The following is a 24,886-nucleotide window of genomic DNA, read 5'->3' on the forward strand; positions in this document are numbered from 1 at the left end:
GTAACTATTAAAAGGTTGTTTTTGCTCTTACAATAAAAATCGGTGTCGGTATCGGCATCGTAATCGAAACCGGAGGCGAAATCATGTGGAACGCCAACAAAATTTTTGGATACCGATCCCGATACCGACGCCGACCCCGACAAAAGCATTATCATGGGGAATAAATTGTCATTTGTTGCCCATTTCCAAAAGGGGCAGGAAGTACTCACTGACTATATGGACATGCGCTTGAATATTTTCTCGGGAATGCTTTTTATCACCAGCATGATCCAGCGCCAGATCCACAGGGTATAGATTATGTCTCTTTTTTTGGTGATGGCCTGAAAAATATCCCTGGCTGCCTGCTCCGGAGTAGCGGTGAGCCGGGGGGGCAGTTCCAGGTCCCTGGTCATCCTGGTTCTGACAAAGCCAGGTTTTACGGTGATCACCCGGACCCCGGATCCGTGCAGCCTGTTTCTAAGGCCGCTTAGAAAGATACTCAGGCCGGCTTTGGCGCTGCCGTATACATAGTTGGCCGCCCGGCCCCGGTCGCCTGCAACGGAGCTTATCCCGGCCACAAACCCTTCTTTTGCCTGTTCCAGGCGGTTGGCGGCCACAGTGAGGATGCTTACGCAGCCGGTATAGTTGGTATGGATGATTTTTTCCCACTGCTCACGGGAACTGCGGGCCAGGGACTCATCCCCCAGGACTCCGAAGGCCAGGACTACTCCGTAGGGCCTTGTTTCAAGGCTGTCGTAGAAATCTTCATGGGAAGCGAAATCCAGGGCATCGAAATAAACTCCCCGGGCCTTGATGGCGTATCTGATTTCCAGGTCCCGGGCGTCTTTTTGCAGCTCTTCCAGGTTTCGCCCGGCCAGATACAAATCATACTTTGCCGCGCCCAGTTGGTGAGCCAGGGCCCTGGCTATGTCCGAGCCGGCCCCCAGGATCAGTACGGGTTTTGACATAATCCAAGCCTCCTGGATTGCAGGGAACTCAATTTGTTTTCCGGGTCAAGCCTTTTTTTCAGCTCTACAAATTCCTTTGCCCGGGGATACCCCTCCCAGAGCATGTGTTTTTTCATCCTGGCGTCCTTGGCCAGGTAGATTCTGCCTCCGAGCTTTTGCACCACCCGGTCCAGAGCGTTTAACAGGGAAAAGACTCCGGGACGGATTGGAAAGTCCAGGGCCAGGGTGTAGCCGGGCTGGGCAAAGGACAGAGGACCCTGTCCTTTGCCCAGAAGCTTGAGTACTGCAAGATAGGGAGGCTGGCCAAAGGAATTTATGTGCTGCAGAATTTTTTGCAGCCCTGACCGGGATGTGGAGCGGGGCAGGACAAACTGATACTGCAGAAAGCCTTTTTTTCCATAGAGGAGGTTCCAGTTGGCAAGAGCATCCAGGGGGTAGAAAAAAGATTCAATGCTTGAAATTTCGTAACCCGTACGCCTGGATTTGCGGTGGAAGTAGAGACTGTTGAAGGCTTTAATGCCTGCTGGGGTCAGCGCCCTGAAAGGAAGGGTGAAAGGAATGCTTATGCCTTTGCAGCCCGGGGGTATAAGCTGGCTTTGCGGGGCTTCATGGGACCTGCAGTGCTCACCGTGCATAAAAAGGCCGCGTCCCAGGTGCCTGCCCCTTTGAAGGCAATCCATCCAGGCCACTGTGTAGGTGCTCTGGTGATGGCTGTCAAAAAAACTCATAAGTTCGTCCAGGTCGTAAGCCGGGATGGTTTTCTGGCGGATAAATACGGATTCCAGGGGCATGAGGCTTATCCTGGCGGAGAGTATCAGGCCCAGAAGTCCCATGCCGCCGCAAACGGCCTGGAAAATTGCCGGATTTTCATTTTTTGAGCAGACCAGGACATGGCCCTGGGGGGTCAGGAGACGCAGGTCCAGCACATGCCGGCCCAAGGCTCCATGCAGGTGGTGGTTCTTGCCGTGTACGTCGCTGGCGATGGCCCCGCCCAGGGTTACGCGGCTGGTGCCCGGGGTGACCGGCAAAAACCAGCCGTGGGGGATGATGACCGAAAGTATCTGGTCCAGGCTGGTTCCGGCTTCGCATTCCAGTATGCCTTTTGCGGGATCCAGGTGGATAAAGCGCCTGAAGCCGGGGGTGGAGATGATGTTTTCACCCAGGGAGCAATCCCCGTAAGAGCGGCCCAGGCCGCGGGGGATGCACCTGTCTGTCTGCCCCAGGATATCCCGGGCTTCTTCCTGGGATCTGAAGCTGCGCATTGCGGCCTCTACCCGGGGACAGTTGTTCCAGTTGGATACCAGCAAGTCTGTGCATCTCCATGAAAGAAAGCATCTTACGCCCGGGTCAATGTTATGTCCCGGCAACAAAAACCCATTTTTTGTCCAGCCTGTACTTGAGGACATAGCCGATGGTCAGTCCCAAAGCGCCTCCCACGTACTTGGCGTGTTCAAACTCGAACAGATGGTGAAACCCGATTTCAGTGCCCCAGAATATCAGGGTGGTGAACACCCCCATACAGGAGTAAAGAAAAAATTTACAGGTGTCATCGCAGAAATCCCTGGAAATGTATCTGAAAATATACCTCTTGTCCAAGACGTACTTGGTCAAAAGCCCGGTGAAAGTACCACATGCCAGGGCCAGGTAAAGATCCAGGGGGCCCTGGTACAGGCTGAAGCTGATCATCTGCGTGCCCAGGTTGACCAAAATGGCAGCTAAGGCGAACAGGGCGTATAAAAAGGCGGTTGTCATGTCAGGGTCAGGATAAGAAAGAATAACAGCCAGCAGGCAACGGTTACCTGCATGAAGCGGTCCTCAAGCATAACCCGGGTGGGGTTGCCTCCTCCCTGCTGGACAAATACGATCTGCAGGTAGCGCATGATGCCCAAAAGAACAAAAACAGCACTCAGGTACAGGTGCCTGGATTCGAAACGGTCCTGGACTTCCGGGGATATGGTGTACAGGATATAGCTGACCAGGGTTACGGCGGCCATGATGATCATGGAGACGTTGACGAATTCCAGGTTGTAACCGTCAATACACTTGCGTACATCCCTGCCCTCGTCTGAGAGCAGCACGTCGTCCCGGCGTTTGGCCAGGGCCAGAAACAGGGCCAGAAGGAAAGTCATGAGCACTATCCACATTGAGGCCTGCACTGTTGCGGCCACTGCACCGGCAAAGATCCTGAGCACGAAACCTATGCCTATGATGAATACGTCCAGGACGGCTACGTGTTTTAACTTCAGGGTGTAAAAGGTATTCAGCAGAGAATATCCGGCCAGAATGAAAAATATTCTCCAGTCCAGGACAAGGCCCAGGCCAAGGCCTGCAATCAGAAGAACAGCCATGCAGGTATAGGCCTCGGGAATGGAGACCAGGCCGCCTGGCAGGGGGCGGAATTTTTTGACCGGGTGCCTGCTGTCTTCATTGATATCCTTTATGTCGTTGAAGATGTAAACACTGCTGGCTATCAGGCAAAATGCGGCAAAAGCGGTAAATGTCCTGAGAAGAGGCTCAGCTTCCAGGAAACGAAAGGAAAAGAAAAGAGGTGCGAATACAAACAGGTTCTTAATGTACTGGTGAGGTCTTAATAAGGATATGTAGGCCTTGTTTATCATGTATTGGGGCTGGGGGATTTATATTGCAGGGTATAACTGGTAAAGAGTATGCTTTAAGAATGACTACTCCAGGCAAAGTTCCCTGGCAGGGATTGATTGAAGCTGCTGGTCCCAGTAAATCTCCAGGGTGCCGCTGCCGGGATCTGGCCTGGGGAACTCGTCTTTACTCCGCCGGCTGAGGCGCAGGTACAGGCAGATGAGGCCCAGTATTTCCGGATCGCTTTCCTGCTTCAGGGCCTTCTGGACCTGGTAGGTAGCTTCCCTGGACAGTACCGGATCACCCTGGGCCAGTCTGGCCAGTCCCCAGAAAGCCCCCCGGCGAAGGGGAAGGTATTCAAGATAATTGTCACTGCCCGTGTCCCCCTGGACCAGGTAAGAAAATAAAATGCGCCTGTACTCCCGGGCCAGTCCCTGGTGGCGGGCCATTATTTCGCCCATGCATTCAGGTGATCCCCATCCTATGCCTCCGGATTCGTCGTTTAAGGTCCACATGAATCGGCGCATGACAATGCGGGCCTGTTCCGGGTCGTTTTGGGCAAGCCTGCTTACTGTAACCCCTATGGCGGTGACCGAGTGCCATTTTATCAGCTTCCGGGGGCTTAAAAGGGCTGCATATAAAGCCCCCAGAAGTTTTTGGGCGGGGTACTGCATGAGCTCCGGAAGCACCTGATCAATATCCCGGTTCTCCAGGAGAAGGGGGACCTTTTTTTTCAGTTCCCTGTAACCATGTTGCTGACTTTTTTGCTGCATGGCTTATGCCTGGGTTTTGGCCTTGATGGCTGATGCCAGGTTGCGTCCCAGTTCCTTGCACTGGGCCAGTTGTTCGTGTGCAGGTACAAACTGGGTCCGATAAGGCTTTTCCGGGAGTTCGAATCCGGCCTCTTCCAGGACTTTGGCCATTGCTCCGGGAGCTTCACCGCTCCAGCCGTAGGACCCCAGGGCCGCTCCCAGCCGGTTTTTGGGTTTCAAGCCCTTCATGTAGGTAAGAAAATCCGACATGAGGGGAAGCATGCCGTTATTGTGGGTGGGAGAGGCGCAGACCAGGGCTGCTGCATCGGAGAACTCGCCCATGACATCACTGTGATGAAAAGACTTAAGAGACATGACCCTGATGTCTATGCCTTCTTCAGTGAGGGCATCGGCCACTGCCTTGACCATCTTTTCGGTGCTGCCCCACATGGTGTCGTATACCAGAACAGCCTTGGGCTTGAGGGTCTGGGCGGCGAAATCCGCATAGGCCTCCAGGATTTTTCCTGGGTGCGTGCGCCAGATGACTCCGTGGTCCGGGGCGATCATGTCTATTTCCAGGCCTGCCTTCTGCACTTTGTCCAGGAGCTTCTGTACCAGGGGGGAGAAGGGCAGGATGATGTTGGTGTAATAGTGCCTGGCCTCGGAAAGAAGAAGGTTCAAATCGTGCTGGTCGTCGAATATCTTCTGGCTGGCGATGTTCTGGCCGAAAGCGTCGCTGGATATGAGCAGTTTGTCTTCAGGTATGTAGGAAAACATGCTGTCCGGCCAGTGCAGCATCCTGGTTTCCATGAAGGTGACGTTTCTCTTGCCCAGGGAGATGCTTTCTCCGTCCTTGACCACCTGCAGGGGCCAGTCCTTGTTGTGGAAGTGGCCGTGGATGGATTTTTCACCCATGGAAGAGCAAAATATTTTTTCCGGTTTTATATTGTCCACCATGAAGGGAAGAGCTCCGGAATGATCCAGTTCCAAATGGTTGACCACAATATAGTCGATTTCCTCCAGCTTTACCAGGCTTCTGACCTGATGGTAGAGGTCCCACTTGAATTTTTCGCTTACAGTGTCGAAAAGGGTGATCTTGTCGTCCAGAACCAGGAAGGCGTTGTAGGTGGTGCCCCGGCGGGCCATGGCATAGCCGTGAAAGTTCTTGAGGTTCCAGTCTATTGCACCCACCCAGTAAACGTTTTTTTTGATTTCGATTGCTGGCATTTGTCCTCCAGAGAAGCCTTAAGGGAATGAAAAGCCCCGCTGGACCGGCCAGCGGGACTCTTTGGAAGTTCTGTAATTATTCAACTCGATTTCTGTCTGCTTTTATCCCGTAACGGGTATTGGTGTCGGAATTCTGTTCCGGGCCGAGAACGGAATCAGATATGAGGCCATGTGATTGTGGGGTGTTACAGGTGTTTTTGATCCCGGTACCGACCCGATGCCACTGATCTGCAGTAAACAGTTGCGAAGGTCTCAGCCTTCAGGGGCAAAATCGTCCTTGGCTGCTCCGCATACCGGGCAGACCCAGCTGTCAGGCACATCTTCGAACTTGGTGCCAGCTGCTACTCCGTTGTCCGGATCGCCGGCGGCAGAATCATAGACGTAACCACAAATTGTACATACCCATTTTTGCATGATTTCCTCCGGTGCTGGTTAAAAATTGCACTCATGGCTGCTGTGCAGCCTGATTTGCTGAGAGATCCTTTATTCTTCCCTTGCTGACCCGGGGCCGGCCAGGGGGCGGAAGTTTTTGGTTGATGCACCGCATACAGGACATTTCCAGTCCTCAGGCAGGTCCTCAAAGGCGGTGCCTTTTGGGGTTTTATTCTTTCGGTCACCTTTGTCCGGGTCATAGATACAACCACAATTGGTCATCTGGCATTGCCACATCTCTTCTGGCTGGGCCATTTTAAACTCCTGGTGCATGGTTTCTTAGACTGGATTACCGTATACATGGCGCTGATGTAACCATTCAGGGGGTGCCGCAACGGCCTGGGGACAGTCCCGCACTTATTTTTTGATGAACAATTGACAGTTGTAAGCGCTAGAAAATAAGTGCGGGACAGTCCCCACCAGACCTCGTGCCAGGAGCTACAACTGAGTGCCCCCTGAATGGTTAAGCGCTGATGTATCTGCTTCTGGCAGGTCATGACAGTTTTTTTGCGTATTGCAACTTCTATTGCCGGCTTTTAAACCGGCAACCGGGGGCTTTGCAAGGTGCCTGGTTGCCGGGTATGATTAACAGTGTTCGCAAAGAACCTCGAAATGAGCCTGGGGGTGAGCACAGGAAGGGCATTCCCCGGGGGCTTCGGCGCTTTTGTGGGTGTAGCCGCAATTCTGGCATTTCCAGGTGACTTCCTGGTCTTTTTTAAACACCTTGCCCTGTTCTATGTTGGCAATGAGGGTGCGGTACCTGTTTTCATGGAACTGCTCGGATACCGCTATGGCTTCCATGGCCACGGCCACTTCCTCAAACCCTTCTTCTCTCGCTGTTTTGGCGAATTCGGGATACATGCTCTGATGTTCGTGATTTTCTCCAGCAGCGGCCTCTTTGAGGTTCTCAACAGTGGACCCTATTTTGCCGGCAGGGTATGCAGCCTGAATTTCCACCTCGCCGCCTTCCAGGAACTTGAACAGCCTTTTGGCGTGCTCTTTTTCGTGATTGGCTGTTTCTTCAAATATATTGGATATCTGGACGTAACCGTCTTTTTTGGCCTGCTTGGCGAAATAGGTGTAACGGTTACGGGCCTGAGATTCACCGGCAAAAGCGGTAAGGATGTTTTTTTCAGTCTTGGTGCCTTTCAAGGATTTCATAAGTAATCAACCTCCTGGGTATTTTGTTTTAACTTCATAAATTGATGAACAACCAATACAGTATATACATGAGGACCAGTCAAACTGATCCTCAATATTCGACATCAGTGGAGTGGATAAACCGTTTTAACGCGCAATGCAAACAAAGGCCGGGATGCTTAGTTGTTTTCCCTGTTGCAATCCGGACATACCCCCAGGAGTTCCAGTCTTACCCCGGTGATCAAAAAGTCTGTCTCCACCCGGGTCAACTGGTCCAGATCCAAGTCGGGCTCCTGGGGAGCGTCCTGTACCTTGCCACATCTGGAGCAGATAATGTGCAGATGAGGATCGGGAATCCCGTCGAATCTTTTCTGATCCCCGCAGGTTTCTATCTTGCTGATCATTCCCTCTTTGGAAAGAATGTCCAGGTTGCGGTAAACGGTACCAAGACTGATATTGGGCAGTTCGCTGCGGACCTCGTCATAAATCTGCACAGCTGTGGGGTGGCTGCGTGACTGCTTAAGCCTTTCCAGTATGATCTTTCTTTGTTTTGTCAAGCGCATATTTATCCTTCCTTTTTAGGAATCGTTATTGTTATTCGGGCTTTTGTCAAGTATTTTTTCTGGGTTAGAGGCAATCGATATTAATACGGGATATGGAGGATCTGTGTTGAGTTGTCTTTTTTGCCACACAAATTGCGCCAGACGCGCGGCAGGGAGTGAAGGCCGGAGATGCAGCCCCTGAGGTGGCAAAAAACAGAGTCTGCGCGTCTGTGCATGCAGGGCGGGTGCTCAAAAATAAAAGGCCCGGGACGACATATGCGCTCCGCGGGCCTTGAGTGCTTCAACGGGAAGACCGGCCGGAATCTTAGTCCACGACAATCACATCTTTTATGTTTTCATAGATGCTTTCTCCGATTCCGGATACCTGCTTGATATCCTCCTTTTCCTCAAAAGGGAATCGCTCGCGGTGCTCCACGATTCTCTCTGATAGAGCCGGGCCGATGCCCTGGAGGCTTTCCAGTTCCTGCTGATCAGCTGTATTGATATTTATATGGTCTCCGGCCATTGACGATGCCGGAGTCAGAAACAGTGTCAAGGCGAAAAACAGTATAACCACTTTCAAGCTAAACTTAATCATAAGAGCCTCCTAATTTTCAGGTGATTCGCATGTCCCGTTGAAGTCGAAAAAACAGAGCGGAAAAAACTGATAGTTAGAGTTCAGCATAAATAACTGTTTGATATGTATTATAATTATTATTAGATTAGCATATAAGGATCAGAAATGCAAGTATCTGTTAAGTATTCAAAAAAGCAGGATCAAAACCACTGCCGGAATATCAGTTTGGGTGTAACCATTCAGGGGGGGCTGGCCAGGAGGACTGTCCCCGTGCTACATGCAAAGCGCTGAACAGGTACCTGCCGGGAGAAGGGATGCAGGCCGTGCCGTAATCATAAAATGATAAGACTGTGTGATAGATAAATGCTGATTCTAGATTGCTATCAAAATGATTTTAATCAGCGTAGATCAGCGAGATCAGCGGCTAACATCTTTCTTCTTCATGCAACTGATAACATCAAAGGCAAAGAATCTTGGCCGCTGATTGCGCAGATCTCCGCAGATAAGAAAAGCATTGCCAAAAGGTTTGTAGTGATAAACATTAAGATCATCTTGATTGCAAATTAAAATGATATGACTGAAGTGAAATTTTATCTGCCTGTATGGGCTCTGAGCTGCCGGGTGTTTTTTTGCTTTGATCTTCGACGCAAGAAAAAACAGCCCCTGTCCGCACGCGGGCAGGGGCTGTTTTTTCAAGTATGGTATCTGTTTAGACTTTTAAGGTAAGCAGGGTACAGGCAACCCGGCCTTATTTTTAAAACCTGTCAATCTTCCTTCAGAAAAATAAGTGCAGGGAGGGCAGGTCCCCATGCCGAATCCAAAGCGCTGAACAGATAACAAGTTTAACTGACTGAGCTTTAAGACAGGCAGGTACTATTGCATTTCTTTTCGTACCTCGTCCATAATCCTGCGGGCTTCTTCCAGCTTTTCCTTTTGTTCTTCGGAAACCTGGGAGCCAACGTAATCAGCTTTTTGAGAGATCTCCTCGAGCATACCGCCAAGGACCATGTTTCTGACTACATCAGGCAGGTCTTCCAGTTCTGCGATGCGCTCATCCATATCCTCAACCTTGCCTTCTATGCCTGAAATCTTTTCCTCAGCCTTCTGGAGGTCGTCGGCAGTGCCTTCAGCTTTCTGGGTGACCTGGCGCATATCTGCCTGGATATCGCGCATTTCACTGTCGACTTTTTCATCGATATCCTGGACCATGGTCCTGGTTTCCTCGATAACCTCCACTTTTTCGGAAAACTCCTGTACCTTGGAGTTGACCGTGTAGTAAAAGATTATCAGCAGAAATACAGCCAGTACTGCAACCGCAAGGGCGACCTTGCCCATATCCTGCTTGACATTGCTGACCTCATCCGGAGTAAAAGAGGGATTGCTACCTTGTTCCTCTCCCACGGGCTTTACTTTCTCCTGGGACATTACCTGAAAACCTCCTTTTAAGAATTTGGCTTTTTAAAGCTTTGAGATACCACCCACTTATAGATTTTCCACAAAAAACCGTGATAGCCGGAGGCTGATAACGTGGTCAGCCCCTGAGCATTCCGGACCACTTACCAGCCTTTTAAGGCTCATTACCTGAAAGTGCAGAGCATAGCAAGTTTAAACTGCCGGCAAAATGTCCAGCAATAAAATTTATAATTGATCCGTCCTGGGAACACTTTGATATTGATTTTTTTATCAGGAGGTTTAAAATCGGTGTCTGTCGAGTGGTGACAGTTCAGCCATTTGCATGTGGCACTGGGGACTGGCTCTACCAGCACTTATTTTTAAAACCTGTCAATCTTCCTTACAAAAAATAAGTGCGGGGCATATGTCCCCTGCTGTCCTTGAAAAAAGGCTAAACTGTTACCTCGAGTGAAGGTTAAGTCAGCCCCCCAGAAAAGTGGGGTTGTATACTTTTTAAACTATACGAGGGTGTTATGGCTTTAAAATTTAAAAAGGGTTTCTGGCTGGCTCTGGTTCTTATTCTGGCCGTTGGTGCGGGATACGTATACATAAACTACGTGGACAAAGAGGAGCCCGTAATCGGCATTGAACCCGAGGTGAGTTACACAAATGCTGAAAAGCCCTTTGAAATCCAGGTGCATGATCCGGGGCTGGGTCTTAAACACGTTGAAGTGAAGGTGATTCAGAACGGCGAAGTTAAGAAGTCGGTTGATGAGGAAATTGAACCGGGAATCAACGACCTTGAAGCAAGCCTTGAACTGCCGGATCTGGACCAGGGAGAATTCGAACTCCAGGTGCGCGCCGTGGACAGATCCATTGTAAACTGGGGGCGGGGCAACGAATCCCTGGCTTCCAGGAAGATGGTCTTTGACAGCATTCCACCTTCAGTCTCTCTGGTGTCCACAACGCACAACCTCAACCAGGGCGGTGCCGGCCTGGTCATCTATTCCCTGTCCAAGGAAGTGGAAAAGACCGGGGTTCAGCTGGGTGAATATTTTTTTCCAGCTTACCAGAAACCAGACGGCAATTATTACTGCCTTTTTTCCTTTGCCTATGATGCTGATCCCCAGGGGGACACCCCCAGGGTCATGGCGCAAGACAAGGCGGGCAACAGGCAGGTTACCGGCTTCAACTATCATGTAAACGCCAGGGATTTCAGGCAGGCCGAACTGAACATAAGTGATGGCTTCTTAAGGTCCCAGATGCCCCAGTTTGAAAGCAAGTTTCCGGATGAAAACGATCCCTTGGAGATATTTTTAAGGGTCAACCGTGAATTAAGGGAGCAGAACCGGGACAGGGTGCAGGAGATTTCTGCCAGAACATCTCCCGATTTCAGGGTCGAAGGCCCTTTGAAGCGCAAGCCATCTGCGTTTATGGCCGGTTTTGCTGATCACAGGAGTTATTATTATGAGGGTGAAAAAATTGACCGCCAGGTGCACCTGGGGGTGGACCTGGCTTCCACGGCTCAGGCTCCGGTGCCGGCGGCTGAAAGGGGCGAGGTGGTTTTTACCGGGGATCTGGGCATATACGGACAGACAGTGATCCTGGATCACGGCCTGGGGCTGCAGACCCTTTACGCACATCTGAGCAGCATTGACGTAAGCGAAGGGCAGGATGTTGCCAGGGGGGAAGATATCGGCAGAACCGGAACTACCGGCCTGGCAGTGGGGGATCACCTGCATTTCGAGGTTCTGGTATCGGGTGTACCTGTGAATCCATCCGAATGGTGGGACGGCACCTGGCTGGAAAATAACATATTCAGTAAAATAAGTGATTAATAAGGCAGTAAGTAGAAATAATTAAGGCAAGGACATGAAGCCCGATTCTCTTATTCAAGTCGAGACCGGGCTTCATGGCTGAGCTTAGCGCCCCGCTTTCGCGGGGCCAAAAAGCGTGAAGGACAGTTTTACAGAAGGCGGAAGCTGTTTTCCAGTTCCAGTTCCTCCTGGTGCTCTTCTATCTGGCTCTGGCCTCCAAGAATACTTATGACACCTTTGTCTTCCCTGAGGGCCTGGTCCAGGGCCTGTCCAAATTCCCGGAAGTTTTCCACTGAAGCGCCAAGTATCTCATCTCTTATATTCTGGCGATATTCGTCGGTAATATTGGCCAGAAAGCGGATCATGGATGAAAAGCCTTTGGCGTCCGGCAACTGGTAGCTGTCCATTTCCCCTACAGCGCCGATAACCGCCTTTTCCACTTCTTCAGGGTCCAGGTCCGGCCTGGAAAGGTAGGCCCCGGAGCCGGCAAAGGCCTGCAGTGTTTTTGTAATGTTGGGGTCGCGGTAGGAGGTAAAGGCCATGACATTGTTGAAATGGTCGTAGCTGCTGAAGGCTCCGTAAGCTCCCCCCTGGACCCGGATCTTGTCCCAGAGCCAGCTGGCACGCAAAAACCTTGTAGCTGCCATGGATGACCCGTGAAAACGGTAGGATCCTGACTCCAGGTCCACGGCCCGGCCTACGTAGTTTACCCGGGCCGGTATATAAAGGGCCTCGTTGCCGGGAGTGCAGCTCCATTTCCAGTGCTGACGGGACGCCTCTTCCCGGGGGATCTCTTGCAGAAAGTCCTGCAGGTATTGGCGGCCCTGGTCCAGGGCGTCTTCTTCGGCGGTGATATTGACCAGCATGCTGCCTTTATGTACCAGCAAAGACTTGATGCCTTCCAGGTCGGAAAGGACCTGGTCCCAGTTTTTCTCTATTTTTTCCAGAAGATGTCGTAGAAACAGCAGGTAGGTCACACCGGACATATGTTCCTGGGCCCAGTCCGCTTCCGAGTACCTGGCCTTGAGGCGCATGCCCACCACCCGGTGTCCCGCAGGCACCAGGGCCTGCTCCAGGCCGGATTTTTCTTCCAGGACCATCTGTCTGAAACGTTCTTTATTGTCCAGCTTGACCTGGGTGAGAATGTCCCTGAATATTTTGAACATGTCCGGAACTTTTTCCGGCAGGGATTTGCCACGTAGAAAAAGCCGGCAGGTGCTTTCACTGCTGCCGCGTACAGAATGGGAAAAAGGCACCGGGACAATGCCTCCGGTGAGCTGCCTTATCCTGGTGGTCAGGGCGGTGTAGTCCTGGCTGAAGGTGCCTATCTCCAACAGGGCCCTGCCGAAAAGCGGTACATAGGACAGGTATTTCTGGGGCAGAAAGTGCAGATCCATTCCCAGATCCAGGTAGAAAATCCCTGAGGTGGGCTGCGGGTGCATGAGCAGGGTGGCTTCTTGAACCTTCTCTTCCCTTCTGGGCACGGTGCGGATTTGTGGTTCCATATCCGACCGGGTAAGCCTGGGGATTCTGGCCAGTTCTTCCGGGTCGTCGGGTTCTTCCTGCCATTTCATGAGCTTCTGGGTGCTTTCCACCAGTTCCTGCATCTGTTTCTGGTCCAGTTGTTTCCTGGCTTCTTCCAGGCGCTGGTTTTCCATTTCCTGGATTCTGCGCTCCATGTCGCTGTCGGGCCTTAGAAGAACCACAGTCCTGTGGGTATTATCCAGGAAATGTTCCTGGATCAGGTTTTCAAAGACCTTCTCCCCCTGTTCCAGCCTCAGCTTTATCTGTTCCAGGACGTCGCTGAATTCCAGAAGGGAAAAAGGGCTTTCATCGTAGAGCCAGGTGCTGAGCGCTCTGAACATCACTGCCAGTCCCCGGGGGAAGGATCCGGTGTTGTTTTCGCGCAGGGCGAACTCCACGCTGCTCATGGCGGCCTGGACTATTTCCGGGTCGATACCGTTGCGGGCCAGGTCCTGCAGGGTCTCCTGGATGAGAGCCTCCACCCGGTCCAGGTTTTCCGGGGGCACTCCTTTCATGCCTGTGGAGTAGTACATTTGAAAAATGTCGGTCTCCAGGCCCACCCCGGCCAGATCCTCGCCGAGACCGGACTCAATGAGCCTCCGGCGCAGGGGTGAAGCAGGCATGCCGGTGAGGATGAAGTCCAGGATGCGCAGCCCGAGATTCAACTGAGGATAGCTGGTTTCCGGCAGAAGCCAGTTTATGGTCAGGTAGCACCTTGGATCGCTTTCGTCGGTGGCGCTGTAGCTCTCCTCCACCCTTTTCTGCATGTCGGTTCTGGGCTGGGTATTGACCTGCGAATTAACATCCAGGGGATCGAACTGATCCAGAAATTCTCCCACCCGGTCCAGGCGCTCCTGCTCCGGGTCGTCGCCGTAAAAGAAAATCCAGGCATTGGATGGATGGTAAAACTTTTTGTGAAACTGAATGAAGTCGTCGTAAGTAAGGTTTAAAATTTCCTCGGGGATCCCTCCTGAATCCAGTCCGTAAGTACCTTGAGGGTACAGGGACTGCTGGGAGTACTCGGCAAGGAGGCTCTCCGGCGAAGAGTATGCGCCTTTCATCTCGTTGTAGACAACCCCCTTGAATTTAAGGGGAGCGTCCTGAGAGGGCAGCTCATAGTGCCAGCCTTCCTGGGCAAACACCTCCGGGGGGATATTGGGGAAAAATACGGCGTCCAGATATACGTCCATAAGGTTGTACAGGTCCTGCCGGTTCTGGCTGGCCACCGGGTAGCAGGTCTTGTCCGGGAAGGTTATGGCGTTTAAAAAGGTCTGAACCGAGCTTTTCAAGAGTTCCACAAAGGGTTCCTTGACCCTGTATCTGCGGGAACCACAAAGCACTGAATGCTCCAGGATGTGCGCCACCCCCGTGTTGTCCCTGGGCGGGGTGCGAAAGGTGATGCCGAAAACTTTGTTTTCATCCTGGTTGGTCATGGACAGAACCCTGGCCCCGGTCTTCTGGTGCTCGAAAAGGCGGGCCAGGGAGTTGATTTCCGGGATGTGCCTTTCTTCCACGAGGCGGAATCTATTGGCTTGCTGCACTTTTTCCTCCGTATGAGAGATTTTGTCTAAAATTGTTCAAAGGCTACCAGCATAAATTGAATCAGAGATAAACTCAACCTCTGGCGGGTTCCCTGAATGGTAAAAAAGCATGGAAGAGTCCGGGTGGTTACTGAAACGCGGGATGGACAAGCACAGTTATTTGGGCTAAATTTTGCGTGCTGAAAGTCAAAGTCAAAATTGAGCTTTTTTGCCCTGTTTCAACCGCGCTGGTTGTCTTCTGAAAACCCTGAACAACTGAAATTCAAATGGATATTATATCTTCCTGTTCCCAGGTTCAACAGACCTGCATGCAGGCCAGGCATTCCGGCAGGACCCTGGCCCTGGTGCCCACCATGGGTTATTTTCACCAAGGGCATTTAAGCCTCATGCGCTGGGCCAGGGAATACTGCGATCTGCTGGTGGTTTCTCTTTTCGTCAATCCGGCCCAGTTCGGTGCCGGAGAAGACTATCAGCACTATCCCCGGGATCTGGACAGCGATGTGACTGCGGCCAGCGAGGAGGGGGTGGATATACTCTTTACGCCGGGCCAGGGTAGTCTTTATCCTGAAGATTATGCTACCTGGGTGGAGGTGGAGGGAATGTCCGGAAAGCTCTGCGGCAGGTCCAGGCCCGAGCATTTTCGTGGCGTGGCCACTGTGGTCTGCAAGCTTTTCAACCTTACCTGTCCGCACAAGGCTGTATTCGGGCAGAAAGACTGGCAGCAGCTGATAATTATCCGCAAGATGGCCAGGGATTTGAATATTCCCGTGGAAGTGGTGGGCAGGCCCATTGTGCGCCAAGAGGACGGGCTGGCCATGAGTTCGCGGAATGCTTATCTGGACCGGGAGCAAAGAAAAGCCGCGCCCATGGTTTACCAGGGCCTTTTATATGCCCGGGAAAGGTTTGAGTCGGGCCTTACAGACCCTGGTCAACTGGAACGGGAGCTTGAAAGATATTACCAGAAGAATCTTCCCCAGGGAGAGATCGATTACGTGCAGATAGTGGACTGCAATACCCTGGACAGGCCGGACACATTAAAGCCCGGGGCGTTGGCGGCAGTGGCCCTCAAGCTTGGTCCAGCCAGGCTCATTGACAATATTCTTCTTGGTTAATACTGCAATATATTGTCAAAAAGCCCCGCAACGGCTTTTCCTATAGTCTTTTAACAGCAGCAGACAGCAAGAGATAAACCATCAACCATGCCTTTACGAACTTTTTTACAGGCCAAGATACACAGGGCCACACTGACTGGAGCATGCCTGGACTACGAGGGCAGCATATCAATCTGTCCGGAACTTTTGGAGATCTCGGGGATTATTCCTTTTGAGCAGGTGGATGTTTACAACCTGGACAACGGGGAGCGCCTGACTACCTATGCAATTCGCGGAGAACCCGGGGAGATAAGGCTTAACGGTGCTGCGGCCCACAAGGGCAGCCCGGGGCAGAAGGTGATCATTGCCGCCTACTGCCTGCTGGATGCCCGGGAGCAAAAAGAGCATATCCCCAGTGTGGTCCTGGTGGACGGGGCCAACAAGGCAAAGGGGCAGCAGCATGGATGATCGCCGGGAACAGTTGTCCCTTTTCGGCCGTGTGCGCAAGTTTTTAAAGGTGAATATCCTGGCCGGGATACTGTTTCTGGCCCCGATAGTGGCTACCTTTTTCATTTTAAAGGTTACCATAGAGTGGATAGACCGTATCCTGCTCATTATTCCCCCTGCGTACCGCCCGGAGAATTTCATGCCTTTCCCGGTCCCTGGGCTGGGCCTGATTCTGCTTTTGCTGGTGCTGATCTTTTCCGGGATGTTTGTCCGCAATTATCTGGGCAAAAAGCTGGTGTATATATGGGAGCGAATTGTTGAGCATATTCCCATAGTCAATAAGATTTATACAGCGGTAAAGCAGCTTCTGGATACCATAGCCAGGGGCACGGCCAAGGACTTCAAGCGGGTGGTGCTTGTGGAATACCCCAGGCAGGGAATGTATGCCATGGCCTATGTTACCGGAGTCGCAGTGGGCGAGCTGCAGGAAAAGACCAAAAGAAGAATGGTCAATGTATACGTGCCCACTACTCCCAACCCTACCTCCGGTTTTTATCTCATGGTACCCGAAGATGAAACCATACCCCTGGACATGAGCGTGGAGGATTCCTTCAAGCTGCTTATGTCCGGCGGAATACTCACCCCGGAAAAGAAAGATGAAAAGGGTTAGTTATGTTCCTATCCAATAAAAACTATGTGTTTACTTCCGAGTCCGCCACCGAGGGTCATCCGGACAAGGTGGCGGACCAGATTTCAGATGCGGTGCTGGATGCTATTCTGGCCCAGGACAAACACTCCAAGGTGGCTTGTGAGACCTTAGTCACCACGGGACTTGCCTTTATTGCCGGAGAGATCACCACCAGTGGATATGCAGACTTGCCGGGCATTGTCAGGCAGACCCTGCGCGAGATAGGCTATAACAGTTCAGAAATGGGGTTTGACTGGGAGACCTGCTCGGTTCTTTCTTCCATAGACAAACAGTCCCCTGACATTGCCATGGGCGTTGATCGCAAATCCCAGGAGGACCAGGGAGCAGGGGACCAGGGCATGATGTTTGGATATGCCGTGCGGGAGAATCCCCTGCTTATTCCGGCGCCCATATATTATGCCCACAGGCTCTCCAGGAGACTGGCTTATGTGCGCAAGAGGCGGATACTGGACTTTCTGCGGCCAGATGGCAAAACCGAGGTCAGCGTAGAGTATATAAACGGCAAGCCTGAAAGAATTGATTATGTGGTCATTGCCTGTCAGCACAACGAGGATGTTTCTTACGAAGATCTGGTTGAGGCTGTGCGGGAGGAAGTGATTTTCCATACCCTGCCTCCGGAAATGCTGGATAAAAATACGCGAATCTTTGTCAACACTACCTCCAGGTTTGTGCTGGGCGGTCCCATGGCGGACTGTGGACTTACCGGGCGTAAGATCATTCAGGATACTTACGGCGGCATGGGCAATCATGGCGGCGGGGCCTTTTCCGGGAAAGATCCTTCCAAGGTGGATCGAAGTGCAGGCTACATGGCCAGGTACATTGCCAAAAATATAGTGGCTGCAGAACTGGCTCAGCGCTGCGAGGTGCAGATTGCTTACGCCATAGGCGTAGCTGAGCCTGTGTCCATAATGGTTACCTCATGGGGGACGGGGCAGGTGCCGGACCATGTTCTGACCCAGGCGGTGCGGGAGGTCTTTGACCTGCGGCCCTATCACATCATAAGACGTCTTAACCTGCTGCGGCCCGTTTACAGCCAAACTTCCTGTTACGGTCATTTCGGCCGGGATCACCCGGATTTTACCTGGGAGTTTACCGATGCTGCTGACGACCTGAAAACTGCGTGCAGGGTATAAAGGATTCTGGGATTGGGGAATTTAGGGATTGGGGAATTGAGGAATTCAGGGATTGGGGGGATTGGGGAATTTAGGGATTGGGGAATTTAGGGATTGGAGGAATTGGGGGATTGGGGGATTGGGGGATTGGGGGATTATGTTTACGCAGTGTTTTACTTGTTTGAGGGTTTGTATCAGAAATGGCAAATAATCTAACCACCAAGGTCAAGGATTTTTTATTGTCCAGGTCCGTCCAGGAACACAGGGAACTGCCCAACGACTTTGATCTGTTGGAGATGCCCCTTGAGGCGGTGCTGGCTTACTGGCTTTCTGTGGGCAAGGTCATGTCCTCCAGGGACGCATCATTTCTTGCGCGTGAAAGGGAGAATACCTCCGAGCCTTTCATCAGTCATCTGCTGGGACTGCTTGGCTCTTCCCTGGCCCCGGAAAAGGTGGAGAAGTACGCAGCAGTGAAGAAGAAGACCATTATCGATGACCTGCAGCGCAAATTTGTTCTCATGTCCATTTCCATCCTGGGGATGGCCACCAATGAAAACCCCCAGAAGGTGCTCATCAGGATTATCTCCAAGTTTTCCATATCCCCTGTTTATGAAAAACAGATTTTTGAAGCCGCCCAGGCGGCACTGAGCGGGCTGGACCAGAATGAAGCCCACAGAAAACGCTTTTTGAACGTTGATCACAGGATGAAACTGGAATCACTGATACTCAATCTCATCATCCACAACATGCTCTCCAGGCGACTGGGAGGCAAGGAGTTGAAGGAATATATCTCTTATGTTCGCTCGTTCTATTTTGCGGAAGGTCTGTCCTATATTATTGACGGATTTGAATATGATTTTATCAAATACAGGCTCAACCTGCAAAAAAAGGCTATCCTGGATCTTACCGAAACCAAGATGGACATGTCCCTGAACCTGTGTTCCGGGATCAAGGCCGGGATGTCCTATGATGACCTGAAGCTGGTGGGGTCATCCTATATGTTGTCGGAATAAGGGAATAAAAGGTAACCATTCAGGGGGTACTCGGTGTTGATTACTGCCCCCGGGCCGATTTCGGCACGCCCCTGAATGATTACCTTCGCGTCAGTTCAATGACGATACCGCCTGCCGGCTTACCGAAGATTTTGTCCTCAACAGGGATAATCAGCCATAAAAACAGCTTAAAGCCATGCATTGTTTTCAAGTAACCCGCTAAAAAAGGGCTGCTATGCCCTTTTTTACATTCCTGCCAACAGTTTTTCCTGTTTTAAAATTAGTTTTGTATAAATTTGCGTTGACCAGTCTTGACACCCCTGTTTTATTGTTTATTTATCTCTTTAGAAAATAAAACAATGAAACGGAGGTGATGAGATATGGTAATTGATCTGAGCAGCTTCTACAATGTACCGCGGCAGATGGACAGGTTCTTCGACGAGATCTGGAAACCATCAATGATTAGTCAGAGGAGAAATGCCTATCCACCTGTGAATATCAGTGAGGATGTAAGTAATATATATGTACATCTTGAGATGCCGGGAGTCGATATAGAGGATGTTGATATCACATTAAGTGATGGAAGCTTGGTTATAAAAGGCAATAGAAAACATGATACAGGCAATTACTACAGGCAGGAACGTCCTGCAGGTCTTTTTCAAAGGGTGATAAACCTTAACGTTCCAGTTGATGCAGACAAGGTAAAGGCCAGGATGAAAGACGGGATTCTGGACATAGTAGTGCCCAAAGCTGAAGAAGCCAAGCCCAAGAAGGTAAGCATCGAGGCGGAATAACAGGGAGGTGATGAATATGACCAATGAAGTGTTGAAAAGGGAAGCTCAAAACGTACCTCGTTTTTCACCCAGCACGGATATAATTGAAAAAGAGGACGGTTTCCATATTTATCTGGATATGCCTGGCGTAACCAGGGAAAATTTAAACATTGACCTTCAGGATACAGACTTGGAAGTATCCGCCAGACCGGAATTTCCCAAGGTTGAAAACGCCAGCAACATACATATGGAGTTCGGTGATTGTGAGTATCGCAGGAGCTTTACCATCTCTGACGTTGTAGACCGAAATAATATTAAGGCAACCATGAAAAATGGCGTGCTGGAATTATATCTGCCCAAAGCTGAGAAAGCCAAACCGCGCAAAATTCAGATTGAAGCCGGTTAAGACTTGAATATAAAAGGAGGTGATGGCAATGATGGAACGTTTACTGCCAACCAGAAGAACAAATGCACCTGAAAGAAGAACTGCCATGAGAACGCCCATGGACATGTTCGAGATGTTTGAAGATATGTGGAGAAGCCCTTTCCGGGGGATCGAGGAACTGGATCAGCAGTTTACCCCGGCAATAGAGGTAAGCGAAAAGGAGAACGAGATAGTTGTCCGGGCTGAAGTCCCCGGTATGAGCCCTGAGGATATGGATATCAGGGTGGAAAACAATCATTTGATCCTGAGTGGCGAGAAAAAGCACGAGCATAAAGACGAGAAGGAAAATCAGATACACAGGGAGTTTACTTATGGTCGGTTCTACCGCACCATCCCGCTCAGGGGAGAAGTTGATCCAGGAAATGTAAAGGCCAAATACAAGGATGGCGTATTGACTGTAAATGTACCCATGAACCCCGAAAGCACCAGGGCCAAGAAGATAGCCATAGAGAGCTAAAAGTACCGGCCGGATCGGGGGCTGAAAAAGGTCCGCCCCGGCCGGGACATACAGAAAAGGTCGCTACGTGAACTCACGTAGCGACCTTTTTTTGTGATCAAAAAAATTACTTTTTAAACAGGGAGCCAAGATCGGTCACGTTCTGACCGCCTCCGCCTCCCATGCCGCCCAGATTCTTGAGGTCGTTGGCTCCGGAGAGGGTGAGGTTGCTGGATGCCTCCATGTACTTGCTCTTGAGTTCTTCGGGGATTTTTTTGTAAAAGTAAATGATGTGCCTGCCTTCTATCTCCCCGGTTACCTCATTTTCTATCGGATAACCGAAAGGAAGAAGCATCATCTGCACCCCTCCCTGCTGGGTGGGTATCATCTGCAGAATTGCCGGATCCGTAATTTTGTTTTCCTGGGCATTCCACTTGCCCAGGACCATGTCCCCGTTGACCAGCTTGACCAGTTGAATATCATAAGACATAACTTTACTCCTTTATAGTGATTGTGGTTTTGCTTCTAAAAAGTATTGAACTTAATTGCTTGGTTGTATACTGTCAAGGACGAACAAGCCGGGGCATTACTGCATGCCCGGGCAGCACGCAGTACTGAACGGTTACGCCTGAATGAGGCGGTATTTTTTAGCGGAGAATGCCATGAATGCCCTGGATATATTTTTTGTTGTTGTGCTTGGTTTTTTCCTTTTCCGAGGGATTTACAGAGGGCTGGTTCTGGAGGTTGCCTCCATCGGAGGGCTTATAGCTGGTTTTCTAACTGCCAACCGGTTTTACATGGATGTTTTTCCCTGGGTGCATGAGATTATCAACAATGAAACCTGGGCCCAGATTATAAGTTATCTGAGCATATTTCTGATAAGCATGGCAGCAGTGGCACTGCTGGCATTTTTTTTGAGAAGCCTGTTGAGAATGATCATGCTCGGCTGGCTTGACCGCCTGGGTGGAGGGGTACTTGGTTTTATCAAGGCGGGGCTTATCTGCAGCATTTCCCTTTTGCTCCTGACCGTTTTTCTGCCGGCTGAACACGCCCTGGTGGCTGATTCTCAGATTGCGCCATATCTGTTTGAACTAAGCGAGAGTCTGGCCGGGTATCTGCCCGAAGACCTGAAAGAGACTTTTTCGGACAAGGCCGGTAAGGCGACAGAAATGTGGGAGCACGGCTGGCAGGAACTATTTAACCAAGAGGCTGAAGAAAATTGAGTTCAAGAAGTGCAGTGGACGATCTGCAGGAGATAATAGAAAAACTTCTGGGTCCTGGGGGATGCCCCTGGGACCGGGAGCAGACCCCTAAAAGTCTTTGCGATTACCTGGTGGAAGAAACCTTTGAACTGGTTGAGGCAATACGCTGCGACAACCCGGACGAGGTGAAAGAAGAACTGGGGGATGTAGTGTTTCTTCTGGCCTTTATCAGTCGTCTGTACGGGGGTGGATCTTTTTTGCAGCAGGCCATGCACCAGGGGGCCAGGAAAATGGTTCGCAGACATCCGCACGTGTTTGACGAAAAAGAGATAAATTCCCTACAGGAACTTACCCGAAACTGGGAAGAGATCAAAAAAACCGAAAAAAATCACACCCGCGGTTATATTCTGGATTCCGTTCCCAAAAGCCTGCCTCCGCTTCTTCTGGCCTACCGCATAAATTCCAAGGCAGCCAAAATTGGCTTTACCTGGGCCAGAGATGAAGACCTGGAAGACAAGCTGGCCGAGGAATGGCAGGAATGGCAGGAAGCCCTGGAAAGCAGGGACAGGGACAGGATGCTGGAAGAATTCGGTGATTACCTGTTTACCCTTGTGGAATATGGGCGTCGCCACAAAATAAAAGCCAATTCTGCACTGGCTGAAACCAATGCCAAGTTTGCCCGCCGCATGCATCAGATGGAAGACCTGGCCCTGGAGAAGGGATGGGACATATCCAAGCTGGATATGGAGCATCTTGAGGAACTTTGGCAGAAAGCCAAGGGGCATGGGGCATAGGGCAGAGGGCATGGCGCATAGGGCATGGCGCATAGGGCATGGGGCATGGGGCATGGGGCATAGGGCATGGGGCATAGGGCAGAGGGCAGAGGGCATGGCGCAGAGGGCAGAGGGCATGGGGAGTGGGGCGTAGGGAGGGTGTCCCTATAGCTTAAGCGGGTTAAACGAAGTCCCCTGGCCATTGAGTTTCAGAAGTCAGAGGTGAGTGGCCAGAAGTCAGAAAAATCAAATAATTATGACGTCAGGTGACAACGGACAACGTACACTTTAGAGACGTTCCCTGCCCCCTGTGTCTGCAAAAATGGCCGCCATCCGATCCAGGATTTCTTCCGGGGTGAGGCTGCCGGTATCAATGTTTACGGCATCCGGAGCCGGCACCAGAGGGGCGATGGCCCTTTCACTGTCCTGGACGTCGCGGCGGCGCATCTGCTCCAGGATCTTTTGTTCATCAGCTTCCCGGCCCATTTCCTGGAGTTGTCTGCATCTTCTCGCCGCCCGCACCCCTGCATCCGCCTGCAGAAAGAATTTACATGAGGCGTCAGGGAACACCACCGTGCCCATGTCCCTGCCCTCGGCCACAAGAGAGGTTTCCCGCCCCATTTTCTGCTGGGACTTTTTCATGTATTCCCGCACCACCTTAAGCGCTGCAATGCTTGAAGCCAGAAGGCCCACTTCCTCGGTGCGCACCTGCTCCCCGATTACCCTGTCTTCCAGAAGAAGGCAGCTGTCCGGACCGGCTCCTTTGAGAGTAAAACGCATGCCATCAAGCCTTTTGGCCAGTTCTTCCTCCTGCATCTCAGCAGCCGAGGGTCCAAGCATCCAGGCTGCAGCACGGTACATGGCTCCGGTATCCAGGTAGGCGATCTTCAGCCTGCGGGCCAGACCTCTGGCCAGGGTTGTCTTGCCCACGCCTGCCGGGCCGTCTATGGTGATTGTGACCGGTCCAGTGCTCACCCGATTATCTCCTGCATATATTTTATGAGTGTCTCGTTTTCCTCCCGGGTACCTATGCTGACCCGCAAAAGGTGCGAAAACCCGTAGCTGTCCAGGGGACGGATGATGACTCCGCGCTTTAAAAGCTCCTGGAAGATATGGCCGGCATTCACCGGGGGCTGGAACATGATGAAGTTGGCCTGGGAAGGGTAGACACTGCAGCCCAGGTTTTCAAGTTCAACGGACAGAAATTTGCGTCCCCGGGTAATGATTGAGAGCGATTCCCGGGTAAAGTCACTGTCTTTCAACGCGGCCTGGCCGGCCTTTTCCGCCAGGATATTCACGCTGAAAGGCAGCCTTATGCGGCGCATGTAATCCGCCAGAATCACGGGAAGGATGGCGTAGCCGAGCCTCAGGCCGGCCAGGGCATGCATTTTGGAAAAGGTGCGCAGCACCACCAGGTTGGAATCGTTTTTAAAAAAAGACAGCATGGAGTAATGCTCCCGGGGCATTGCAAAATCGATATAAGCCTCGTCCACTACCAGACAGCATCCATGGGGCAGCTGTGATGCGAACCGGTCCAGTTCGGATGCAGGGGCTGCATATCCGGAAGGGTTGTCCGGGTTGGTCAGAAAGACCACCCTGGTATTAGCGTCAACAAGCTTTAAAAGTTCTTTCAGGTTGAAGCTGAAGTCCGGGTTTAATTTTGCCTGACGAAATTCCACCCCGCTCAGTCTGGCCTGCAGCCTGTAAATGCTGAAACAGGGGTCAAAGGCTACTATGTTGTCCCGGCCCGGAACCAACAGCATGCGGATCAAAAGGTCTATAAGCTCGTCTGATCCATTGCCGCAGACTATGCAGGCAGGGTCAAGCTCCAGATGGCCTGCAACAGCCCGGCAAAGCTCCGGGTTGTTGGCCCCGGGATAGCGAAAGGCCAGGCCGGAGTTGCGGGTTATGGTTTCCTGCACCACCGGCGAAACCCCCAGGGGGTTTTCGTTGCTGGCCATCTTAATGACCCGGCTCAGTCCGTATTTATGCTTGATTTCATCGATGCCAAGGCCCGGAGAGTAGGGCTTGAATGATTTTACTTCTTCCCGGATGAAGGGGCTGAAATTTTCTGACATGGTTATCTGGACATTGCCTGTATTGGTTTTTTAAATGTGTTGGATGATCAGCTGCGGCAACAGCTTTTGATGCGCTTTTCCAGTTCCTGCTCACAGGATGTGAGCAAAAGAAAGGTGCCCCGGGGCAGATCACTGCTTTCCGGGCCGGACAGGTTGGCCCATACAGGGACCATTTTCAGGGAGCCCCAGCTTGAACCTTCCACCACCAGGTCAATTTTCATTTCCCGGCCGATGGGAAGCTTACGTTCTCCTGGTATAAAGAATCCCTTCTGACCCAGAAAGCTTTCCTGCCAGATGCTGCGCAGGTCTCTGGATGAGGGCAGTTTCAGTTCCATGCGTTAC

The 24,886-nt window shown here is 51.4% G+C and carries 29 protein-coding genes; 11 read left to right on the plus strand and 18 right to left on the minus strand.

All coding sequences use genetic code 11. The features are described from left to right. Window positions 1–212 precede the first annotated feature (212 nt). From DTHIO_RS10160 to DTHIO_RS10220, 13 genes are all read right to left on the minus strand, one after another. The gene (locus DTHIO_RS10160) at window positions 213–947 is read right to left on the minus strand and encodes an SDR family oxidoreductase (protein ID WP_008870206.1); all 735 of its coding nucleotides are present in this window, start codon (window positions 945–947) and stop codon (window positions 213–215) included. Further along, window positions 929–2,254 (minus strand): FAD-binding oxidoreductase, encoded by a 1,326-nt coding sequence (locus DTHIO_RS10165; RefSeq protein WP_040418258.1) that lies wholly within the window; start codon window positions 2,252–2,254, stop codon window positions 929–931. Before DTHIO_RS10165 ends, DTHIO_RS10160 begins: the two co-directional genes overlap by 19 nt. A 46-nt stretch (window positions 2,255–2,300) precedes the next feature. Beyond that, window positions 2,301–2,699 (minus strand): GtrA family protein, encoded by a 399-nt coding sequence (locus DTHIO_RS10170; protein WP_008870208.1) that lies wholly within the window; start codon window positions 2,697–2,699, stop codon window positions 2,301–2,303. After that, window positions 2,696–3,565: a decaprenyl-phosphate phosphoribosyltransferase gene (locus DTHIO_RS10175; protein WP_008870209.1), complete on the minus strand. Its 870-nt coding sequence runs from the start codon at window positions 3,563–3,565 to the stop codon at window positions 2,696–2,698. Before DTHIO_RS10175 ends, DTHIO_RS10170 begins: the two co-directional genes overlap by 4 nt. Window positions 3,566–3,628: 63 nt before the next feature. Continuing rightward, window positions 3,629–4,315 carry a DVU0298 family protein gene (locus DTHIO_RS10180; RefSeq protein WP_008870210.1) on the minus strand — a complete coding sequence of 229 codons (687 nt, stop codon included), beginning with the start codon at window positions 4,313–4,315 and terminating at the stop codon, window positions 3,629–3,631. A gap of 3 nt (window positions 4,316–4,318) precedes the next feature. After that, window positions 4,319–5,521 (minus strand): FprA family A-type flavoprotein, encoded by a 1,203-nt coding sequence (locus DTHIO_RS10185; RefSeq protein ID WP_008870211.1) that lies wholly within the window; start codon window positions 5,519–5,521, stop codon window positions 4,319–4,321. A 252-nt stretch (window positions 5,522–5,773) separates the two neighbouring features. Continuing rightward, on the minus strand, window positions 5,774–5,935 hold the full coding sequence (gene rd, locus DTHIO_RS22415) for a rubredoxin (RefSeq protein ID WP_008870212.1): 162 nt from the start codon (window positions 5,933–5,935) through the stop codon (window positions 5,774–5,776). Between the two features lie 69 nt (window positions 5,936–6,004). Continuing rightward, complete coding sequence (locus tag DTHIO_RS22420) at window positions 6,005–6,208, minus strand: rubredoxin (protein WP_008870213.1); 204 nt, start codon at window positions 6,206–6,208, stop codon at window positions 6,005–6,007. A gap of 330 nt (window positions 6,209–6,538) precedes the next feature. Then, window positions 6,539–7,114, minus strand: a complete 576-nt coding sequence (gene rbr, locus DTHIO_RS10200) for a rubrerythrin (protein ID WP_008870214.1) — start codon at window positions 7,112–7,114, stop codon at window positions 6,539–6,541. Between the two features lie 158 nt (window positions 7,115–7,272). Next, window positions 7,273–7,656, minus strand: coding sequence for a Fur family transcriptional regulator (locus DTHIO_RS10205; protein ID WP_008870215.1), 384 nt, complete (start codon window positions 7,654–7,656; stop codon window positions 7,273–7,275). Between the two features lie 304 nt (window positions 7,657–7,960). Beyond that, the gene (locus DTHIO_RS10210; protein ID WP_008870216.1) at window positions 7,961–8,233 is read right to left on the minus strand and encodes a ComEA family DNA-binding protein; all 273 of its coding nucleotides are present in this window, start codon (window positions 8,231–8,233) and stop codon (window positions 7,961–7,963) included. A 396-nt stretch (window positions 8,234–8,629) separates the two neighbouring features. Next, window positions 8,630–8,908: a hypothetical protein gene (locus tag DTHIO_RS10215; RefSeq protein ID WP_040418259.1), complete on the minus strand. Its 279-nt coding sequence runs from the start codon at window positions 8,906–8,908 to the stop codon at window positions 8,630–8,632. A gap of 177 nt (window positions 8,909–9,085) precedes the next feature. After that, a complete protein-coding gene (locus DTHIO_RS10220) occupies window positions 9,086–9,637 on the minus strand; it encodes a hypothetical protein (RefSeq protein ID WP_008870218.1) in 552 nt (183 codons plus the stop codon). Window positions 9,638–10,137: 500 nt separating this feature from the next. Here DTHIO_RS10220 and DTHIO_RS10225 point away from each other — a divergent pair, with 500 nt between their 5' ends. After that, window positions 10,138–11,442, plus strand: coding sequence for a M23 family metallopeptidase (locus DTHIO_RS10225; protein WP_008870219.1), 1,305 nt, complete (start codon window positions 10,138–10,140; stop codon window positions 11,440–11,442). A 128-nt stretch (window positions 11,443–11,570) separates the two neighbouring features. Here DTHIO_RS10225 and DTHIO_RS10230 read toward each other — a convergent pair whose 3' ends face one another. Then, the gene (locus DTHIO_RS10230; RefSeq protein ID WP_008870220.1) at window positions 11,571–14,486 is read right to left on the minus strand and encodes an insulinase family protein; all 2,916 of its coding nucleotides are present in this window, start codon (window positions 14,484–14,486) and stop codon (window positions 11,571–11,573) included. A gap of 266 nt (window positions 14,487–14,752) precedes the next feature. Between DTHIO_RS10230 and panC the strand changes: the two genes are divergently transcribed. The 8 genes from panC (at window position 14,753) to DTHIO_RS10270 (ending at window position 20,512) form a co-directional block, all read left to right on the plus strand. Further along, window positions 14,753–15,598 (plus strand): pantoate--beta-alanine ligase, encoded by an 846-nt coding sequence (panC, locus tag DTHIO_RS10235; RefSeq protein WP_008870221.1) that lies wholly within the window; start codon window positions 14,753–14,755, stop codon window positions 15,596–15,598. Window positions 15,599–15,685: 87 nt separating this feature from the next. Then, the gene (panD, locus tag DTHIO_RS10240; RefSeq protein WP_008870222.1) at window positions 15,686–16,045 is read left to right on the plus strand and encodes an aspartate 1-decarboxylase; all 360 of its coding nucleotides are present in this window, start codon (window positions 15,686–15,688) and stop codon (window positions 16,043–16,045) included. After that, window positions 16,038–16,694, plus strand: a complete 657-nt coding sequence (locus DTHIO_RS10245) for a DUF502 domain-containing protein (RefSeq protein WP_008870223.1) — start codon at window positions 16,038–16,040, stop codon at window positions 16,692–16,694. Before panD ends, DTHIO_RS10245 begins: the two co-directional genes overlap by 8 nt. A gap of 2 nt (window positions 16,695–16,696) precedes the next feature. Further along, window positions 16,697–17,866, plus strand: a complete 1,170-nt coding sequence (gene metK / locus DTHIO_RS10250; RefSeq protein ID WP_008870224.1) for a methionine adenosyltransferase — start codon at window positions 16,697–16,699, stop codon at window positions 17,864–17,866. Between the two features lie 179 nt (window positions 17,867–18,045). Then, window positions 18,046–18,858 (plus strand): hypothetical protein, encoded by an 813-nt coding sequence (locus tag DTHIO_RS10255; RefSeq protein ID WP_008870225.1) that lies wholly within the window; start codon window positions 18,046–18,048, stop codon window positions 18,856–18,858. A 359-nt stretch (window positions 18,859–19,217) separates the two neighbouring features. Next, the gene (locus DTHIO_RS10260) at window positions 19,218–19,631 is read left to right on the plus strand and encodes an Hsp20/alpha crystallin family protein (RefSeq protein ID WP_008870226.1); all 414 of its coding nucleotides are present in this window, start codon (window positions 19,218–19,220) and stop codon (window positions 19,629–19,631) included. A 16-nt stretch (window positions 19,632–19,647) separates the two neighbouring features. After that, entirely contained in the window at window positions 19,648–20,016 is a 369-nt protein-coding gene (locus DTHIO_RS10265; RefSeq protein ID WP_008870227.1) for an Hsp20/alpha crystallin family protein, read from the plus strand. Window positions 20,017–20,044: 28 nt separating this feature from the next. Further along, window positions 20,045–20,512: an Hsp20/alpha crystallin family protein gene (locus DTHIO_RS10270; protein ID WP_008870228.1), complete on the plus strand. Its 468-nt coding sequence runs from the start codon at window positions 20,045–20,047 to the stop codon at window positions 20,510–20,512. Between the two features lie 106 nt (window positions 20,513–20,618). On the opposite strand, the gene DTHIO_RS10275 is transcribed toward DTHIO_RS10270, so the two are convergent. Next, entirely contained in the window at window positions 20,619–20,981 is a 363-nt protein-coding gene (locus DTHIO_RS10275) for a hypothetical protein (RefSeq protein ID WP_008870229.1), read from the minus strand. A gap of 172 nt (window positions 20,982–21,153) precedes the next feature. Here DTHIO_RS10275 and DTHIO_RS10280 point away from each other — a divergent pair, with 172 nt between their 5' ends. Continuing rightward, window positions 21,154–21,714, plus strand: a complete 561-nt coding sequence (locus DTHIO_RS10280; protein WP_008870230.1) for a CvpA family protein — start codon at window positions 21,154–21,156, stop codon at window positions 21,712–21,714. Next, a complete protein-coding gene (mazG, locus tag DTHIO_RS10285; protein ID WP_008870231.1) occupies window positions 21,711–22,487 on the plus strand; it encodes a nucleoside triphosphate pyrophosphohydrolase in 777 nt (258 codons plus the stop codon). The genes DTHIO_RS10280 and mazG overlap by 4 nt, the downstream gene beginning before the upstream one ends. A 267-nt stretch (window positions 22,488–22,754) precedes the next feature. Here the strand turns inward: mazG and cmk are convergent, their stop codons facing one another. The 3 genes from cmk to DTHIO_RS10300 are packed head-to-tail and all read right to left on the minus strand — an operon-like array spanning window position 22,755 to window position 24,879. Next, window positions 22,755–23,441, minus strand: coding sequence for a (d)CMP kinase (gene cmk / locus DTHIO_RS10290; RefSeq protein WP_008870232.1), 687 nt, complete (start codon window positions 23,439–23,441; stop codon window positions 22,755–22,757). Further along, window positions 23,438–24,544, minus strand: a complete 1,107-nt coding sequence (gene hisC / locus DTHIO_RS10295; protein ID WP_008870233.1) for a histidinol-phosphate transaminase — start codon at window positions 24,542–24,544, stop codon at window positions 23,438–23,440. Before hisC ends, cmk begins: the two co-directional genes overlap by 4 nt. Before the next feature lie 47 nt (window positions 24,545–24,591). After that, window positions 24,592–24,879: a hypothetical protein gene (locus tag DTHIO_RS10300; protein WP_008870234.1), complete on the minus strand. Its 288-nt coding sequence runs from the start codon at window positions 24,877–24,879 to the stop codon at window positions 24,592–24,594. Window positions 24,880–24,886: the final 7 nt, after the last annotated feature.

The organism is Desulfonatronospira thiodismutans ASO3-1, from assembly GCF_000174435.1.
Taxonomy (GTDB): Bacteria; Desulfobacterota; Desulfovibrionia; order Desulfovibrionales; family Desulfonatronovibrionaceae; genus Desulfonatronospira; species Desulfonatronospira thiodismutans.